Genomic DNA, 18,045 nt, shown 5'->3' with positions numbered 1-18,045 from the left:
CGACCCGGAATGACGGGTACTAGGCTTTCATCGTCGTTCTGTACGACCGTACAGAACGGTGTTACAGGCGTATGTCACCGAGTTTAATAGGGGCGGTCACCATGTCTGGCCTGTTGGGGCGAATAGGCGGTTGGTGCGCGAGGCACGGCGTGATCGTGTTGTCGATTTGGATCCTCCTGGCGGCGGGGCTCACCGCGGGGTCGCTGCTCTTCCCCGGACCGGTGAGCAACAACGTCTCCATTCCGGGGACCGACGCGCAGCGCGCCCACGACCTGATGAGCGAGGGATTCGGCCCGGGTTACGACGCCGGCGGAACGATCCAGCTCGTCCTGTACTCCGGTGACGGCCTCCTCACCACCGAGGCCCGCGAAGAGGCCGTGGAGCAGGCGATGGACGACATCCGCCGGCTGCCGCACGTGGCCGAGGTGCTGAGCCCCTACCGGGTCGGCGGCATGGCCGCCAACCGGCAGATCGGCCTCATCACGGTCAAGCTCGAGGGCCACGACAACACCAAGCTGGCCGAGACGACCAAGACGATCTCCGCGGCCGCCGGGCCGGTCCGCGCGGCGGGCGTCGAAGCGGTGCCCGCCAACGCCGGGACCCCGGCCGACAAGGAGATCAAGACGGGCACCAGTGAGATCATCGGCGTCGTCTGCGCGATGCTGGTGCTGCTGTTCGCCTTCGGCACGCTGGTGGCCGCGATGATCCCGATCTTCGTGGCGCTGGTCAGCATCGCGACCGGCCTGGGTGTGATCGGCCTGCTCGGCCACCTCGTGGACGTGCCCAAGCAGGCCTCCATCATGGCGACGATGATCGGCCTGGGCGTCGGCATCGACTACGCGCTCTTCCTGCTCAGCAGGCACCGCAAGCTGCTCGGCGACGGCGTGCCCGTGCGCGAGGCGGTCCGCCGGGTGGCCGCGAGCTCGGGCGGGGCCGTGGTGTTCGCCGGCGGCACGGTGGTCATCGCGCTCAGCGCGCTGATGCTCGCCGGGTTCCCGATGCTGCGCACCCTCGGCTGGATCACCGGCATCTCGGTCATCTGCGCGGTGCTCACCTCGGTCACCCTCGTGCCCGCGCTGCTCGGCCTGCTCGGGCACCGGGTGAACGCGCTGCGCCTGCCGTTCGTGGGCAGGCGCCGGAGCGACGGCTCCTCGGGCTGGGCCGGGCTGGGCAACTGGGTCGCCCGGCGTCCCTGGGGCGTGCTCGCCCTGAGCGTCGCGGTCCTGGCCGCGCTGGCCGCCCCCGCCCTCGCGCTCAAGCTCGGCCCGCTCGACGACGGCTTCGGCGACCGGGGCACCGACTCGCGCCGCTCCTACGAGCTCATCGAGGCCGGGTTCGGGCCGGGCATGAACGGCCCGCTGGTGATCGTCGCCGAGCTGGAGGAGAAGGTCACCGACCGCGAGCCCGAGCCGGCCGTACTCCAGGCGCTGAAGGACGGGGTCGAGGACGTCGACGGCGTGCGCTTCGCCGGCGATCCGGTGCTCAACTCCGCGGGCACCGCGGTGCTGCTGCAGGCCGTCCCCGAGTACGCGCCCAGCGACCCCCGGGCCCTGGACGTGGTCGAGGACGTGCGCGCGCTCCGGATCGAGGGGGCGAGCGTCCACGTGGGCGGCAAGGTGGCCGGCATGGCCGACGCGGGCAACACGATCGCCGAGCGCACCCCCCTGGTCGTCGGCGTCGTGGTGCTGCTCAGCGCGCTGCTGCTGCTCCTGGCGTTCCGCTCGCCGATCGTGGCGATCAAGGCCGCGCTGATGAACCTGATCTCGCTCGGCGCCGCCTTCGGTGCGCTCTCGCTGGTCTTCTCCCTGGGCCTGGGCAGCGGCCTGGTCGGCATGGACCCGCCGGTCGGCGTGGACGACTCCTACCTGGCCACGCTCTTCTTCTCGGTGCCGATCGACAGCTACATCCCGCTGATGCTGTTCGCGGTGCTGTTCGGCCTGTCGATGGACTACGAGGTGTTCCTGCTGACCGCCGTGCGGCAGTCCTACCTCAAGCACGGTGACAACACCCGGGCGGTGGCCGAGGGCCTGGGCACGACCGGCCGGGTCATCACCTCCGCCGCACTGATCATGGTGTCCGTGTTCGTCGCCTTCATCGCCTACCCGGACCCGATGGTCAAGATCTTCGGTGTCGGCCTGGCGGTGGCCATCGCGGTGGACGCCACGATCATCCGGGGCTTCCTGGTCCCGGCCACCATGGTCCTGCTCGGCCGCTACAACTGGTGGTGCCCCCGCTGGCTGGACCGGATCCTGCCCAACCTCTCCGTCGAGGGGCACGACGAGGAGTCCATGACCGAGGAGGAGCCCCGCAAGGAGCTCGTCGGCGCAGGTCGTCCTTAGCGGTGTCCGCGACCCGGCCCCGGCGCCGGGTCGCGGCCGTCACGCGCAGAGCGCGTTGTCGATCAACTCGGTGACGGCCGCCTCCTGGGCGAAGGCCCTCGGCCCGTCGGCCCGGAAGGTGGAAACCGAGACCACCACGCCGCGCGAGCCGTCCTCGGTGAAGCCCTCCGCGCTGAGGTACCCGGGGACGGCGCCGCCGTGCCGCCAGTATCCGCCGCCGCACGACAGCGGGCTCCAGCCCAGCCCCAGGCCGTAGCGGCCGTCCCCCTCGGGGACGGTGTCCTTCATCTGCACCAGGAGCTCCGGCGCGAGCAGCCCGCCGCCGAGCAGGGCGCGGAAGAAGCGGGTCAGGTCCCGGGGCGTGCTGATGAGGGCGCCGCCGGCGTCGCCCGCGCTGGGGTCGAGCAGGGTGGCGTCGACGAGCGGGCCGCCCGGCTCGAACTGGTGGTAGCCCCTGGCGTGCGGGCTGGGCATCCGCCAGTCCTCGCCCAGCGTGGTGCGCGTCAGCCCGAGCGGCTCGATGACGCGGTCGCGGACCTCGGCCCGCCAGGGGTTCCCGGTCACCTTCCTGATGATCATCCCGGCGAGCACGTAGTTGGTGTTGGAGTAGGCGTAGGCCGTCCCCGGCGCGAAGGCCGGGGGGTGGCGCATGGCCACCGCCACCAGCTCTTCGGGCTCGTAGTGGTCGAAGCGGCGCTCGTCGAAGGTCTTCCGCGTGGCGAAGGGGTTCCACTCCGGATCGACGGAGTGGTCGTAGATCCCGCTGGTGTGCCCGAGCAGGTGGCGGATCGTGATCGCGCGGCCGTCGTGGCCGTGGCCGCGCACCACGCCGGGCAGGTGCCGTTCCACGGCGTCGTCGAGGGAGAGCCTGCCCTCCCCGGCGAGCTGGAGGACCACCGCTGCGACGAACGGCTTGGTGTCGCTGGCGATGCGGAAGCGGCCGTCCAGGGGTACGGTCTCGCGGGTCTCCAGGTCGGCGACGCCGCTGACGGCGTGGATCGGCTCGCCGTCCTCCGCGGTCACCAGGGCCTGGACGCCGATCGCGCCCGCGTTGCGGACGCCGTTCAGATCCCGCTGCAGCTCGTCCCGGCCGTACCCGCCGCCGGGCGAGCAGGCGGCGAGGGCCACCGCCGCCGCGACGACCGCCGGCGCCGCCGCGGGGATCCGGGCGGTGAACCTGTTCCCCATGGATGCCCGCCTCCCTCAGGGTGACCGGTGGACCGGCGCGGACGGCTGCCGTCCGCCCAGGAGCCAGCCCGCGAGGGCGGCGGCCAGGGGGACGCCGATACCGACGGCGAGCAGATGGGGGACCGGCGGGGGGAGCAGCGCATCGAGCTCCGTGCTGAAGCCCGCGGCCAGTCCCAGGTAGGCGCCGCAGACACCGAGGGCGACGCCGCCGGTGGCCAGCGCGCAGGCGGTGGAGGCGGTGAGCACCCGGCGGATCGTGGCGGTGGCCCCGGCCGCGGTCAGGATGCGCAGGTCTCCCGCGGCCTCGGCGCGGATCAGCCCCACGGTCATGGCCAGGACGCCGAGTGTCATCACCGCCCCCGCCGCCGTCGCGCCCGTGCGCAGTGAGCGCAGCTCCTGCAGGTTCACCCCGTCCCTGTACTCCACCTGCAGGCCGGCGGTGTCGGCCGCGCTGTGGACGTCTGCGATCTGCCCGCTGGTCAGGGGGGCGCCGGTCGTGACGAGCCACCCGGCCCGCATCGTCTCCCAGCCCCGCCGGCGGAGACCCTCGGAGGTGATCAGCGAGGTCGGGGCCGAGGAGTGGGCCGGGACGTCGATCCGCTGGACGTTCGCGACCGGTTCCTCCTCGATGCCGAGCCGCAGGCCGATCTCGCCCCGCCGTACGGTGAGGACGTCGGTGCCGGGAGCGGGAGCGAGCCGGTAGAGCGCGAGGATCTCCGGGGTGGCCACGAAGAGGGGCCCGGGACGGGCGGTCCGCGCGCCGTCACCCACCTGCACCGCATGTCGCCACGCGTTCTCCATGCCGCCGCGGCCGGGGTGGGGGGCTTCGGAGGGGTCCACCGCCATCTCCAGGGCGGTGACCGCCGGATCGTCGAGGGCGGCGGTGATCCGGCGGACCTGGGTGTCCAGGGCCCGGAGCTGTCCGGGGGACCGTACCGTCACCAGTTCCCTGATCCGCTTGCCCCTCTCGGTGATCAGGAGCTGGTGTTCGGACAGGTTGCCGGCGTCGGCGGTGCGTTCGGCCGACGTCACGACGACGATGACCGTCACGGCGATCCCGGACGCGAGGCTGATCGCGGCCAGGGCGGCGCCGGAGCGGGCCTGGTGGCGGGCCAGGTCGCGCAGGGCCAGCCGGACCGTGACGGGCGCGTGCCCGGCGGCCGCGGCCAGCGCCCGGATCACCGCCGGACCGGTGGCCAGCACGCCCAAGACGGTGGCCACGGTGCCCGCGGCGACGAGTGGTCCGTTCTCCCGGTCGGCTGCGGCCAGGCAGGCCACGCCGGACACGATGAGGACGCTCGCCAGCACCGCCGAGCGGCGCACCGGCCCGGGCGGAGACGGGCGTCCCGACAGTGCGAGGGCCACCGGGATGCGCGCCGCCGTCCGGGCGGGCCACCAGGCGGCGGCGGTCGCCGTCCCCAGGGCGAGCAGCATGGCGGTGACGATCAGCCACCACGGCAGCACGTCCGACCGGTCGAGCCGCGCCCCCACGGCGGTCTCCAGGTACGGCACGGCCGCGGCCCAGCCCAGCAGACCGAGCGCGGCCCCGGCCACGGCGGCCACCGCGCCGACCATCGCGCCGTCGGCCAGCATCACCAGGCCGAGCTGCCGCCGGGAGGCCCCGATCGCGGCGAGCACGCCGAGCCGGCGCCGGCGGCGCCGGGCGACGACGGCGAAACCGGCCGCGGCGACGAGCGCGACCAGGACCATGGCCACCGCCGCGGCGCCGAGCGCCGCCACGGCCGCGAACACCTGCTGTTCGTCCGCGAACTGATCCGCCATCGACCAGTCGTACCCGTCCTCGCGGGCCGCCGGAATCGAATGGTTCTGCTCGGCGCTGCGGACCAGAGCCGTCACGGTGGAGAGCGGGCCCGCGTGCGCGGGGTGGACCAGGGCGAAGCCGTCATGCAGGTCGTTGGGATTCTCCACCATGCCGACGACCTCGCGATCGTCATCGGCCAGGGTGAGCCGGGAGCCGAGGCGCAGGCCGAAGGTCCTGGCCACGGAGGCGGTCACCGCGACCTCGCCGGGTCCCGCCGGGTAGCGGCCCTGCCGCAGGGCCAGCATCGAGGCGCCGTAGGCCCCCCGGGGATCCTGCGCCCGGAACTCGACCACGTCGGAGGAACCGGGGACCGGCGCGTACCGGCGCCCGATCACGTCGACGGTGCCGAACTGCCGGCGCAGCGCCGCGGTGTTGGCCTCCAGCGCCCGCGCGTCGAGCCCTTCGAAGGTGAACGCCTGGTTGGCGGTGCCCCATCGGGCGGCGTCACCGAGCGGGACCATGCTGTGGACCGCGGACACGCCGCCGACGGTGGCGGCGACCGCGAGGGTGAGCAGGGCCAGCACCAGGGTCTGCTGCCGCCACTCTCGGCGCAGCATCCGCCAGGACCAGCGGACGAGCGCGCGGCGGGCGGCGAGGCCGCTCATGTCATCGGTCCCGGTGTGAGCAGGGATTCGGGACCCGCGGGCGCCGCCGTCCGGTCGATCACCCGGCCGTCGCGCAGGAACACCACCCGGTCGGCCCACGAGGCCAGCCGGGCGTTGTGGGTGACGACCACGCCGGCCGTCCCCTCCCGGCAGGCGGCGCGGATCAGCCGCATCACCGTCTCGCCGTTGACCGAGTCCAGGGCGCCGGTCGGCTCGTCGGCGAGCAGCAGGCGGCGGTCACCCACGATGGCGCGGGCGATCGCCAGCCGCTGGCGCTCACCGCCCGACAGCTCGTCGGGATAGCGGGCGGCCCGGTCGGCCAGGCCCAGCTTCTCCAGCGTCGCCACTCCCGCCGCGGCGGCGGTCCGCACGCCGACGCCGTCGAGTTCGAGCGGCAGCGTGACGTTCTCGGCGGCGGTGAGTCCGGGCAGGAGGTTGAAGTCCTGGAAGACGTAGCCGACCGAGCGGCGGCGCATCCGGGCCCTGTCGTCGGAGGACATGCCCGACAGCGGGACCCCCTCGACGAGCACCTCGCCCTCCGTGGCCTCCTCCAGGCTGCCCGCGATCATCAGCAGCGTGGACTTGCCGGAGCCGCTCGGCCCCATGATCGCCACCAGCTCGCCGTGCCGGACCGCCAGGTCCACCTCCCGCAGGGCGCGCACCTCGGCGGGGCCCGAGCCGTACACCTTCGAGACCCGGCGCAGTTCGAGCGCCGGTCCGGACGCCGTGGTCATGGCCGCACCTCCGGGGTGAGAACGGGCGGGACGGACGCTTCGGACGCCCCGTTGGGATGGGGGGCGGGGAAGCGCGCCAGCCGGGCCTCGGCGGCGTCGAGCCACCGCGTGGTCGCCTCGAACCGGAACAGCTCGGCGTCGACGACCAGGCCCAGGGCCACGTCGTCCTCGGGCGTGTCCTCCTTGAGACGCGTGTAACGCTGCATCGTCTCCACCAGGTGCCGGCGGTGGGCCTGGATGAGCTCGTGCACGTCGACGCCGGGGACCCGCCGGGCCACCAGGACCTTCATGACGAGCTCGTCGCGGGGCGGGGGCATGGTGCCGGGAGGGGTCCGGAGCCACTGGGCGAACTCGCGGCCGCCGGCCGGGGTGATCCTGAAGGTCTTCTGCTGGCCCTCGCCCCCCGCGTCGTCGGACTCGATCAGCCCGTCGCGTTCGAGGCGCTGGAGGGTCGTGTAGACCTGCCCGACGTTGAGCGGCCAGACCTCTCCGGTCCTGGCCGTGAACTCCTGCTGCAGCTGCAGGCCGTACCGTGGGCCCTCGCTCAGCAGGGCCAGAAGGGCGTGGCGGACGCTCATGGCGCGTCCTGACGGTAAAGCGCGAGAGCTGTCATACCGAGTATTATACTGAGTATAGACGGCTCGTAAAGGGACCCGGGAGAGCGCCGATCGAGGCGGTTCAGTCGAAGACGACGACGCTGCGGGCCACCGCGCCCTCGCGGACGTGGCGGACGGCCTCGTTGATCTCCTCCAGCGGCACGCGCTCGCTGACCAGGCGGTCGAGGTCGAGGCGGCCCCGCAGATACTGCTCGGCGAGCATCGGCAGGTCCCTGATCGGGGCGGCGTCCCCGCCCTGGGTGCCCATGAGGCGGCGGGAGGCGAACAGCAGGCCGGGTTCGAGGGTGATCGGGCGGCCCTGCGGCGGGCTGCCCACCATCACGGTCGTGCCGCCGGGCTGGGTCGAGGCGAAGGCGTCGGCCAGCACGCCCGGCACGCCGGTGACGTCGAAGGCGTAGTCCACCCCGCCCCGGACGATCTCGCCGACCTGCCGGGGCAGGTCGGCGGAGAGGATCGCGTGGGTGGCGCCGAACTCGCGGGCCATTTTCAGCTTGGGCTCGGCGACGTCGGCGGCGATGACGGTCGTCGCCCCGGCCAGCACCGCGCCCTGCACGACGTTCAGCCCGACGCCGCCGCAGCCGGCCACCAGGACGCTGGAGCCCGGCGTCACCCCGGCCACGTTCAGCACCGCGCCCACCCCGGTGATCACGCCGCAGGCGAGCAGGCACATGGTGTCGAACGGCGCGTCCTTGGCGATCTTCACGCACATGGGCTCGTTGACCACGGCGTACTCGGCGAAGGACCCGATGCCGATCATCGTCCGCGCCCCGGCGCCGTCCACCTTTATCCGGGTGGTGCCGTCGCGCATGGTGCCCATGATGGCGGCCATCCTGGCCGGGCCCGAGCACAGGTGGAAGCGCCCGGCCCCGCAGTTGCGGCACCGGCCGCAGGCGCCGTTCATCGCGATGATCACATGGTCGCCCGGCCGGACGCCCGTCACCCCCTCGCCGACGCTCTCCACGATCCCGGCGCTCTCGTGGCCCAGGACGAAGGGGAGCCGGCGCACCACGGGGCTCTTGCCGTCCATGGCCTTGATATCGGAGCCGCACACGCCGGAGGCCTTGATGCGGACCCGTACCTCACCGGGGCCGGGGTCGTCGATCTCGACCTCCCGGACCTCCATGGGCCTGTCGAACCCGGTCAGTACGGCCGCACGCATCAACATCAGTCCGCTCCCGTCGCGCCGGAGGCCCGGTCCGCTCCGCACGCTAGCCCGGGAGGTCATTTAAAGCAAGCAGTTGCTTGGTAAGCACGTAGGTACAACGCTCCCGTAACGGTCCATTGACACCTCTGATCGGGCAAACCTACGCTGACCGAAACCAAGCGAGCGCTAGGCCAAATAACCCTAGGCCAGACAACCGCAACAGGGCATGGCTGTACGGCACGGCAGGGAGTGACCTATGGGACGGCAGGCAGTGCGACTCGTCGGCCTGGTGGCCGCGGCGGCGCTGGCCGCGGCGGGCTGCGCGGCCGAGCAGAAGGCCGCGGGCGGGGGCGGCTCCGGCGGGACACCCGGGGTGACCGCCACCGCGATCAGGGTCGGCGGGGTGCTCACCAAGACCAGCGCGAGCGGCTACTCCACCAAGGACGCCGAGATCGGCGCCAGGGCCCGCTTCGAGCGGGCCAACGGCGCCGGCGGCGTGCACGGGCGGAAGATCGAGTTCGTCGGGGCCGAGGACGACAACCAGGACGCGGCCAAGGGTGACGCGGCGGCCAAGAAGCTGGTCCAAAAGGACAAGGTCTTCGCGCTGGTCCCGGTGCACGGGCCCAACTTCGGCGGGGCCGCCTTCCTGGAGCAGCAGGGCGTGCCGTGGTTCGGCTGGGCGACCGGCCCGCAGTGGTGCGGGACCCGGACGGGCTTCGGCTACAACGGCTGCCTGGCCCCCAAACCGGGCGCCGGTTCGCAGACCTGGTGGGGCAACCAGATGGCCGAGCTGCTCGGCGGCTCCGAGGGCAGGACGGTCTACGTCCAGACCACCGACTCCAGCGGCAGCAAGTACGGCGGCAAGACCATCTCGCAGTCCTTCGAGGCCGCCGGCTTCAAGGTCGTCGGAATCAACTCCGGACTGCCCGCCGCGGCCCCGCCGCCCGACTGGCTGCCCTACGTCAACAAGATCATGACTTCGGACGGCGGGAAGGCGCCGGACCTGGTGGTCTCGATCATCGCCGGGACCAAGTTCAACGTCGGCCTCTACTCGGCGCTGAAGAAGGCCGGGTACGAGGGCCTGCTGTCCGACGCCACCAGCTACGACGCGGCCATCCTGAAGGACCAGGCCACCGCCCAGGCGCTGGAGGGCGTGATCGCGGCCCCGATGTTCGAGCCCTTCGAGTCCGACGCGCCGGAGATCGCCCAGCTCAAGGCGGACGTGGAGAAGGTCGCCCCGGGCACCGTGCTCACCCAGCACCTGGCCATCGGCTACTGGTCGGCGGACATCTTCCTGAAGGTCCTGGAGCAGACCGGCAAGGACCTGACCCGGGAGAGGTTCCTGGCCACCGCCAACGGCTCGTTCGCCTACGAGAACGCCGGATTCGGCAGGATCCAGTACCCCAGGGACCACAACGAGCCCAACGGCTGCGGCGCCCTGGTCAAGCTGGAGGGCGGCACCTTCAAGGTCGCCAAGAACATGAAGTGCTTCGACAACGTGCCGCTGAAGTAGGTCCCGTGCGGGACCGGCGGCCCCGGCGTGCCGCCCACGAGCTGGCGGGCCACGTGGGCGGCATGACGCGAGCGGCCGGGGCGACCCCCCACGCCCCGGCCCTCGCCGTACGGCGGGCGCCGCCCGTCGCCGCGACGCCGCCCGCCGTACCGGCGGCAAGGCGGCCGGTGGGAGTGGCCGGGAGTCGGGGGATCCGGCCGGTGGAGCAGGCGCGAACTTTCGGAGTGAAGACCCTTGTCGGAGCTTGTCGGCTACATCGTCAGCGGTCTCGTCACCGGGGCCGTCTTCGCCGTCATGGCCTCGGGCCTGACCCTGTCCTACGCGGCGACGGGCGTGTTCAACTTCGCCCACGGCGCCGTCGGTTTCCTGGCCGCGCTGCTGTTCTTCGAGCTCAACGTCGGGTTCGGGCTGCCGGCCTGGCTGGCCGGGCTCATCGCGGTGACGGTGTTCTCGCCCCTGCTCGGATACGTGCTGCACCGGGCGATGTTCCGGGGGCTGGCCCAGGCGGGGGAGACCGCGCAGATCGTCGGGACCATCGGCCTGACGATCGCGCTTCCCGCGCTCGGGCTCTGGATCGTCGACCTGGTCGCGGAGCCGCTCGGCCTGCCGCGCGCCGACGCGACCTCGCTGCCACGCGGCCTGGGGCCGTACCCGCCGGTCAACGTCACGGTCGCCGGCGTCACCCTCGACTCCGACCAGCTCCTCACCTTCGTCTTCGCGGTGCTGGCCGCCGCCGGACTCTGGGCCTTCATGCGGCACACGCCGTACGGCCTGCGGATGCGCGCCTCGGTCGACCGCCGCAGGCTGGCCACCCTGCGCGGGATCGACGCCGACGCCTCCTCGGCGATGGCCTGGATACTCGGCTCCACCCTCGCCGGGCTCGCCGGGGTCCTGGCCGTGCCGACCCTGGGGCTGGACTCCACCGCGTTCACCGTGATGCTGTTCGTCTCGGCGACCGCCGCGGTCTTCGGGCGGCTGCGCTCGATCCCGGTGACGTTCGCCGCCGGGCTCGGGCTCGGCGTGGTGCAGAACCTCGTGGCCGGATACGCCGACTTCGCCGAGGACGTCACGGGCCTGCGCACGGCGGTCCCGGTGATCCTGCTGTTCGCCGGGCTGATCCTGCTCAACCGGTCGGGGGAGCGGGTCGCGGGCTCCGCCGCCGAGGACGCGCCCCCGCCCGACTATCTGGCCGACCTGCCGATGTGGCGGCGGCGCCTGCCCTGGGTCGTGGGCCTGACCCTGCTGCTCGGCTGGACGCTCACCCGTCCCGCGGACGACTTCTACGTGAGCGTGGTGGCGCAGGGACTGGTCCTCGCGCTGATCTTCTGCTCGTTCGTGGTCGTCACCGGCATCGGCGGCATGGTGAACCTGGCCCAGGCCTCCTTCGCCTCGATGGCCGCGCTGACCTGCGGCTGGGCGTTCTCGGCCGGGCTGCCCTTCCCGGTGGCGATCGTGCTCGGCGTGCTGGGCGCCACGGCGGTGGGCGTGCTCGTCGCGCTGCCCGCCCTGCGGCTGGGCGGGCGGATCCTCACGCTCGCCACGCTCGCCCTGGCCCTCCTCGCCGACCAGGTGCTCTTCCAGGTCGACGCGTTCAGCAACGGCACGATCGGCTGGCAGCTGCCCGCGATCGGTCTCGGGTTCGCCGACACCACCGACCCGCGCGTGCGGGTCGTGCTGCTGCTCGCCCTGATCGGCCTCGTCGGCCTGCTGGTGCGGAACCTGGAACGCTCGGCCTCGGGCCGGGCCATCCTGGCCGTGCGCTCGGCCCCGGCCGCCGCGACGACCTCGGGCGTCTCCGCGCCCCGTACCAAGATCATGCTCTTCGCCCTCGCCTCGGGCATCGCCGGGCTCGGGGGCGTGCTGTTCGCGAGCTTCAAGGGGTCGGTGACGGCCACGGACCTGCCCGCCCTGGCGGGGTTCGTCTGGCTGGCGGTGGTGGTCCTGCAGGGCGTGCGCCGGATCGGCGGGGCGGTGCTCGGCGGCCTGATCGCCGCGATCTTCCCCGAGCTGCTGGCCACCTGGCACGTCTCCGCGCACGTCGGCGCGATCCTGTTCGGAACCGGCGGGATGATCCTGGCCAAGCACCCCGACGGGGTGCTCGCCCAGATGGCCGAGGCCCGCTACCGCCGCCGGCGGCGCAGGCTCGAACGGGCCAGGGCCGCCGAGATCCAGGCGGAGGCCGCGTCGAACGGGGCCGGGCCGCCTCCGGGGGGCCGGGACACGGCGGCCGGGGTGCCCGCCGGCGCCCGGGGGACGGCCGCGGCGGATGCGGCGTCCCCGGTGGGGGCCGCGGTGGAGGCGGGTGAGGATTCCGCCGGCCGGGGCGCGCTGTTCCGGCTGGAGAACGTGGTCGCGGGATACGGCGACGTGACGGTGCTGCGCGGGGTGGACCTGTCGGTACGGCCCGGCGAGGTGGTGGCGCTGCTCGGGGCCAACGGCGCGGGCAAGTCCACGACCTGCGCGGTGGCGGCCGGGGATCTTCCGGTGACGGCCGGGCGGGTGCTGCTGGACGGGGTGGACGTCACCTCCTGGCCCGCGCACCGCCGCGCCCGGGAGGGCGTGCTGCTGGCCCCGGAGGGGCGCGGGGTCTTCCCCGGCCTGACCGTGGAGGAGAACCTGCGGACCTGGCTGCCGGACCCCGATCCCGTCTACGAGCGCATGCCGCAGCTGGCCGAGCGCCGCAGGATCGCGGCGGGAGCCCTGTCCGGCGGGGAGCAACAGCTGCTCACCCTGGCCCCGGCGCTGATCAGGCCGCCCCGGGTGCTGATCGCCGACGAGCCGTCCCTGGGCCTGGCCCCCCTCGTCGCGGAGCGGGTCTTCGAGGTCTTCGCCGAGCTGAGAGAGCGCGGCGTCGCACTCCTGCTGGTGGAGGAGAAGGCCACCTCCGCGCTGGAGCTGGCCGACCGGGTGGCCTTCATGAGCCTGGGCCGTGTCATCTGGACCGGCCCGCGCACCGAGGTGGACGAGACCCGGCTCACCGCCGCGTACCTGGGGGTGTCGAGGTGAACGGCGCGACGGACGGCGGGACGGGCGTGAACGGGCGAGCGGGCGCGGGCGGCGAGATGGGGATGGACGGGCGGGCGGGCGCGGGCGGCGGGACGGGCGTGAACGGTGAGGCCGGCGCGGAGGCGCGTGAGGGGGTGGGCGCGGCGCTGGCGGTCGAGGCGGTCTCGGTGTCCTTCGGCGGTGTGCACGCCCTGTCGGGCGTCTCGTTCGAGGTGCCCGCGGGGCAGGTCTGCGGGGTGATCGGTCCCAACGGCGCGGGCAAGACCACGCTGTTCGACGTCATCTCCGGGCTGCGCCGGCCGACCTCCGGCTCGGTCACGATGGCGGGCCGCGACGTCACGGCCGTACCGGCGGTACGGCGGGCACGCGCCGGGCTGCGCCGTACCTTCCAGCGAACCCAGGTGTTCGGCCGCCTGACCGTGGCCGACAACGTGCTGACCGCGATGGAGTGGCGCGGGGGCGGCGGTGGTCTCCTGGCCGACCTGACGGGCCTGCCCTCCCGGCGGGCCCGGGAACGGGAACGCCGGCGGCGGGTGGAGGAGGTGCTCGGCCTGTGCGGGCTGACCGAGCTGCGCGACGCCTACGCGGCCGCCCTGCCCGTGGGCCGGCGCCGTCTGGTCGAGCTCGCCCGGGCCGTGGCCGACGGCCCCTCGCTGCTCCTGCTCGACGAGCCGACCTCCGGACTCGACGCCGAGCAGACCGCCCGCCTCGGCGAGGTCGTCCGCTCCCTGAACACCACGACGCTGCTGGTCGAACACGACATGAGCTTCGTCATGGGGGTCTGCGACCGTCTCGTGGTCCTCGACCTGGGCAAGGTCATCGCCACCGGCACCCCCGCCGAGGTCCGCGACGACCCCGCCGTCCGCGCCGCCTACCTCGGCTGAGGGCGACGGAGACCCGCACGGGATCAGGTGAACAGCTGGCCGGCGTTGACGTCGAGGGTGGCGCCGGTGATGGAGCGGGCCCGGTCGGAGGCGAGGAAGACGATCGCGCGGGCCACGTCCTCCTCGGTGGCGATCCGGCGCAGGGCCATCGCGCTCAGGTCGCGGGCCAGGATGTCCTCGTAGGCGACGCCCTCGGCGGCGGCCCGGGTGCGCATCCAGTCGTCCAGGACCTCGCTGGCGATCCAGCCCGGCGCCACGCAGTTGACCCGCACGCCGTACGGTCCCAGCTCGTCGGCCAGGCAGTGGGAGAGCAGGTGCGCGGCGGCCTTGCCCGCCGCGAAGTCGCTGCGGCCGGCGTATCCCTTCCTGGACGACATGGACGTCACGTTCACGATCGCGCCCTCGCCCCGCTCGACCATCGGGGGGGCGAGGAAGCGGCAGGCCAGCAGCGTGCCGTACCCGCCGATGTCGACCGCCGTGCGCCAGGAGGCCAGGTCGTCCGGGGTCATCTCCAGCACGTTCTTGCGGTGAGTGCCCGGAAAGGCCGCGTTGACCAGGATGTCCGGACCGCCGAGCCGGTCGGTGACCGTGGCGGCGAGGGCCTCCATGTCCCGGGCGCTGGTCACGTCGGCGGGGACGGCCAGCGTGCCGGGGATCTCCGCGGCGATCTTCTCGACCGTGGCGGCCGTCCGGGCGGCGACGACGACGCGGGCCCCCTCGGCGGCCATCAGGCGGGCCAGCGTCCGTCCCAGGCCGGGCCCGGCCCCGGTGACGACCGCGACCTTCCCCCGGAGCGCGCCGCCCGGTTCGGGGGAGCCGTACGGCGCCCGGCCCGGTTCGCGGAGGCCGGGGTGCGTGCCGTACGGCGCCCGGCCCGGTTCCGGCGTGTGGTCTGTCCCATCCGGCATGGGAGTAAGATACCAAGCGGTCGTTAGGTTGGCGTATCCGTACCCGATCTTCCTCCTGTACGGCTTACCAAGCGTGCGCTAGGTTGGTAGCCGATGGGGAGACCGCGTCCGGGAAGCGGTCTCCGGGTCGGCGGTTCGGAGGTGGCCGTGAGGTTCGGAGTGCCGCTCGGGCTCCTGCACCCGGACGCGTGGAAGGACGTCGCGATCGCCGCGGACGAACTCGGCTTCGAGTCGGTGTGGCTCCCCGAGCACCTGGTCTTCACCACGGATCTGTCGCTCGCGGTCTACCCCGGGACCGACAAGCCCGGCATCTCACCGGCCACCCCGCTGTTCGACGCGCCCGCCTACCTGTGCTGGCTGGCCGGGCTGACCTCGCGCGTCATGCTCGGCACCGCCGTCCATCTCTACGCCCTGCGGCACCCGTTCGTCTCGGCCCGGGCCTTCGCCACACTCGACCGGGTCTCCGGCGGGAGGGCGATCTGCGGGGTCGGGGCCGGGTGGTACGAGGGGGAGTGGCTGGCGGCCGGGGTGGACTTCGCCACCCGCGGGGCGCGGCTGGACGAGGCGATCGAGGTGACCCGGAGACTGTGGTCGGAGCCCGCCGTCGCGCACGCGGGACGCTTCTACGACTTCCCCGAGGTGGCCTTCGAACCCAAGCCGGTCCAGGCACGGCTGCCCATCCTCGCCGGAGGCGAGTCCGGGGCCGCCCTGCGCCGCGCGGCGCGGCTGTGCGACGGCTGGATCAGCATGCCCCACTCCCTGGCCTCGATCCGCGGCCCCCTCGACAGACTCGCGGCCCTGCGCGACGGAACCGCCTCGGACGGCCGTCCGTTCTCGGTCACCGCCCACGCCTACGAACTCACCGGCCCCGCCGAGGTCCCGCACTGGGAACGCCTCGGCGTCGACCGGATGATCGTGCGCCCCTGGCGCCGAAGCCGCGAGGCGGTCACAGCCCTGACCGCCTTCGCCGCCGAGTACGGCCTCCGCCCCTGACCGCCGCCCAGCGGGTGGGGAAGATCCGGCCCCGGCACGGAGGCCTTTCTCATCCACGGCGGCGGGGATCCCGGTCGGCGGGGTCCGGCGGGAGGCGCTTCTCGTCTGTGCCGGTGGCCGTGACCCCGGCCGGTGGGCAAGACCTCGCTCCGCTGCGTGGATGCTTTTTCGCTGTGGCGCCGGGGCGGTGGGAGGGGGTCAGACGGTTGTCGGCGCCTGCGTGCGGTGGGCGGCCCGGCGGTGGGCGACGGGGGCGAGGATGTCGCCGTCCGCGGGGGCGGTGGGGCGCGGGACGGACGGGACGGTCGCGTTGACGGAGGGTTCGGGGCGGCGGTGGCGGCGGCCCCGCGTCGGGGCGTCCTGGTGGAAGGCCGCGGGCTCCTGAAGGAAGGTGGAGGACTCGGCCCTGCGGTGGCGCCGGCCGCGAGGGGCGGCGTCCTGGACGAACGTCGAGGTTTCGGCCCTGCGGTGACGACGGCCGCGCAGCGGGGCGTCCTGGGAGAAGGTGGACGACTCGGCGACCGGGCGTTCCGCGAAGCGGCGCCGGCCCTGGTACGGGAGGCGGGTGCGCTCGGTGGAGGCGATCTCCTCGACCCGGGCCACCGGGACGGTGGTGGTGGGGAACTCGACGGGGAACGCCGTGGGGCGGGCCGTCGTGACGTCGGAGGCGGGCCCGTGGGCGGCCTCCCGCCCGGCGGCGGCGGTTCCCCGGCTCGGGACGCTCTCCCGCCCGGCGCCGGTTGCCCGGCCTGCGGCGGTTCCCCGGCGGGTGTCCGGGACCGAGAAGGCGTTCCAGGTGGAGGCGGTCTCCAGTGCGAGGAGGGTGGCCTCGGCGGAGGCGGTCACCGGAGCGGCGGAGTCCTGCGTGGTGAGAGCGGTCGCGGTGAGGGCCGCCGTGGTGAGGGAGGTGTCCTGCGCGGTGAGAGCGGTCGCGGCGAGAGGGGCGTTCCGGGTGATCCGCCGGCGGCCGGGTGCGCGGCGGCCGCCGGAGCGGTGCGAGCCGGCGCGGCGGGACGGGCGCGCGGAGCCCCCGCCGGCCGGTGCGAGCCGTATCCCGGCCTGCTTGGCCTTGGCGTGGGCGATGATCGCGAGGGCGGCGAGCAGGACCGGGGCGAGCACCGCGGGGGTGCCCAGCTCGGGGAGGCTCGTGGCCGGTTCGGCGACGACCGGGGCGGGGACCGCGGCGAAGGAGTTGGTGTCGGCCGTGCTGGGCTTGGCGTGCTTGCCCGTCGTGGTCGTGCGCCCGGCGGCGGTCTGGGGCGGGGCGGAGGCCGCGGCCGGCGGCGTCTCGGCGGTCTCGCCCGAGGTGCCGGAGGTGCCGGAGGAGGTCTTCTCGGAGGCGGTGCTCTTGGGCGCGCTCTTTGAGGCGGCCTTGGCGACGGTCTCGCCGGTGGGGGCGGACGTCTTCTCGGCGGACTCGGGCTTGCGGGCCGTCTCGGGCTCACGCTCCAGTGGGACGATGGAGGGGAGGAGGGAGGACAGCAGGTCGGGCTGCGGCTTCAGGGCCACGAAGTTGTCGGGCGTGGCGGTGGCCGAGGTGATGATCGTCTTCTTCTCGGACGCCTCGCGGTCCAGCCGGGCCTTGATCTTCTCCGGGTAGCCGTACCCGACGATCTTGCTCGCGTCGCGCTCCTTGCGCTTGGCGACGCCGCCGTCGATGTTGCCCTCGATCGTGTGGACGACCTTGCCCTCCACGCGGGTCACGATCCCCACGTGGTCGATGTTGTCGATCTTCTTGGAGCCGCCCCAGTCGAAGAACACGATGGCGCCGGGCTTGGGGACGGTGCCCCAGGCGTCCTGCTCGCGGAACCACTCGGCGTGGTACACGGTGTAGGCGAACTGGCCGATCCAGTCCTCGTAGCCGAGCTTCTTGGCGGCCCAGGACAGGTACATGTCGCACCACGGGGCGTTCGTGTAGTCCGCGTCGAACTCGACGCTGCTGCCGTACCAGTCGCCGAACTTGGTGTAACCGTTGCTCTTCTCGGCGTACCCGAGCTGGCTTTCCAGCAGCTCGATGAACTTCTTCATCTCTGGGGTCATAGGAAGTGGTGCACCTTCCGGAGCCGTGCAGGCATGGTCGCGCCGCCCTCGCGACCGGGCTTCGGGAGATCGGGTCGAACGATGGCGCGTTCACGCGGCCCGCCGGATACGGGTGGGACGCGTGTGGCGGCGCCACAGGTCAGGGTCTTCCGTGGGCAGGGAGGTTACCCGGGCAAAAGAGGAGGTCAAGACAGGCCAAAGCGACTGCCAAGGCGGCCGGGGGACGAAGCTGACGGGTAAAACCCCATGTCA

The 18,045-nt window shown here is 73.4% G+C and carries 12 protein-coding genes; 5 read left to right on the top strand and 7 right to left on the bottom strand.

From position 1 onward, the window contains the following. The first annotated feature begins 155 nt into the window (after positions 1–155). Positions 156–2,339 (top strand): MMPL family transporter, encoded by a 2,184-nt coding sequence (locus Pta02_RS04080; RefSeq protein WP_239129497.1) that lies wholly within the window; start codon positions 156–158, stop codon positions 2,337–2,339. Between the two features lie 39 nt (positions 2,340–2,378). Here the strand turns inward: Pta02_RS04080 and Pta02_RS04075 are convergent, their stop codons facing one another. The 5 genes from Pta02_RS04075 to Pta02_RS04055 all read right to left on the bottom strand — a co-directional run bounded on the left by Pta02_RS04075 (position 2,379) and on the right by Pta02_RS04055 (position 8,470). Then, positions 2,379–3,527, bottom strand: coding sequence for a serine hydrolase domain-containing protein (locus Pta02_RS04075; protein ID WP_203873276.1), 1,149 nt, complete (start codon positions 3,525–3,527; stop codon positions 2,379–2,381). Positions 3,528–3,542: 15 nt separating this feature from the next. Next, a complete protein-coding gene (locus Pta02_RS04070) occupies positions 3,543–5,954 on the bottom strand; it encodes an FtsX-like permease family protein (protein WP_203873275.1) in 2,412 nt (803 codons plus the stop codon). Continuing rightward, entirely contained in the window at positions 5,951–6,688 is a 738-nt protein-coding gene (locus Pta02_RS04065) for an ABC transporter ATP-binding protein (protein WP_203873274.1), read from the bottom strand. Before Pta02_RS04065 ends, Pta02_RS04070 begins: the two co-directional genes overlap by 4 nt. Continuing rightward, the gene (locus tag Pta02_RS04060) at positions 6,685–7,266 is read right to left on the bottom strand and encodes a PadR family transcriptional regulator (RefSeq protein WP_203873273.1); all 582 of its coding nucleotides are present in this window, start codon (positions 7,264–7,266) and stop codon (positions 6,685–6,687) included. Before Pta02_RS04060 ends, Pta02_RS04065 begins: the two co-directional genes overlap by 4 nt. Before the next feature lie 100 nt (positions 7,267–7,366). Beyond that, positions 7,367–8,470 (bottom strand): alcohol dehydrogenase catalytic domain-containing protein, encoded by a 1,104-nt coding sequence (locus Pta02_RS04055; protein ID WP_203873272.1) that lies wholly within the window; start codon positions 8,468–8,470, stop codon positions 7,367–7,369. Positions 8,471–8,705: 235 nt separating this feature from the next. On the opposite strand from Pta02_RS04055, the gene Pta02_RS04050 reads away from it, so the two are divergent. The 3 genes from Pta02_RS04050 to Pta02_RS04040 all read left to right on the top strand — a co-directional run bounded on the left by Pta02_RS04050 (position 8,706) and on the right by Pta02_RS04040 (position 13,852). Beyond that, on the top strand, positions 8,706–9,962 hold the full coding sequence (locus Pta02_RS04050) for an ABC transporter substrate-binding protein (protein WP_203873271.1): 1,257 nt from the start codon (positions 8,706–8,708) through the stop codon (positions 9,960–9,962). A gap of 234 nt (positions 9,963–10,196) precedes the next feature. After that, positions 10,197–12,968, top strand: a complete 2,772-nt coding sequence (locus tag Pta02_RS04045; protein WP_203873270.1) for an ABC transporter permease subunit — start codon at positions 10,197–10,199, stop codon at positions 12,966–12,968. After that, positions 12,965–13,852, top strand: a complete 888-nt coding sequence (locus Pta02_RS04040) for an ABC transporter ATP-binding protein (RefSeq protein WP_239129494.1) — start codon at positions 12,965–12,967, stop codon at positions 13,850–13,852. The genes Pta02_RS04045 and Pta02_RS04040 overlap by 4 nt, the downstream gene beginning before the upstream one ends. A gap of 23 nt (positions 13,853–13,875) precedes the next feature. On the opposite strand, the gene Pta02_RS04035 is transcribed toward Pta02_RS04040, so the two are convergent. Next, the gene (locus Pta02_RS04035; RefSeq protein ID WP_203873269.1) at positions 13,876–14,760 is read right to left on the bottom strand and encodes an SDR family NAD(P)-dependent oxidoreductase; all 885 of its coding nucleotides are present in this window, start codon (positions 14,758–14,760) and stop codon (positions 13,876–13,878) included. A 147-nt stretch (positions 14,761–14,907) separates the two neighbouring features. Here Pta02_RS04035 and Pta02_RS04030 point away from each other — a divergent pair, with 147 nt between their 5' ends. After that, positions 14,908–15,753: a TIGR03619 family F420-dependent LLM class oxidoreductase gene (locus Pta02_RS04030; protein WP_203873268.1), complete on the top strand. Its 846-nt coding sequence runs from the start codon at positions 14,908–14,910 to the stop codon at positions 15,751–15,753. A gap of 198 nt (positions 15,754–15,951) precedes the next feature. Here the strand turns inward: Pta02_RS04030 and Pta02_RS41815 are convergent, their stop codons facing one another. After that, positions 15,952–17,793, bottom strand: a complete 1,842-nt coding sequence (locus Pta02_RS41815; RefSeq protein WP_275423554.1) for a CHAP domain-containing protein — start codon at positions 17,791–17,793, stop codon at positions 15,952–15,954. Positions 17,794–18,045: the final 252 nt, after the last annotated feature.

The organism is Paraplanobispora takensis (genome assembly GCF_016863195.1).
Lineage (GTDB): Bacteria > Actinomycetota > Actinomycetes > Streptosporangiales > Streptosporangiaceae > Planobispora > Planobispora takensis.
Note: the sequence above shows the minus strand (reverse complement) of the source record. Positions and strands in the feature narration are given on the sequence as shown.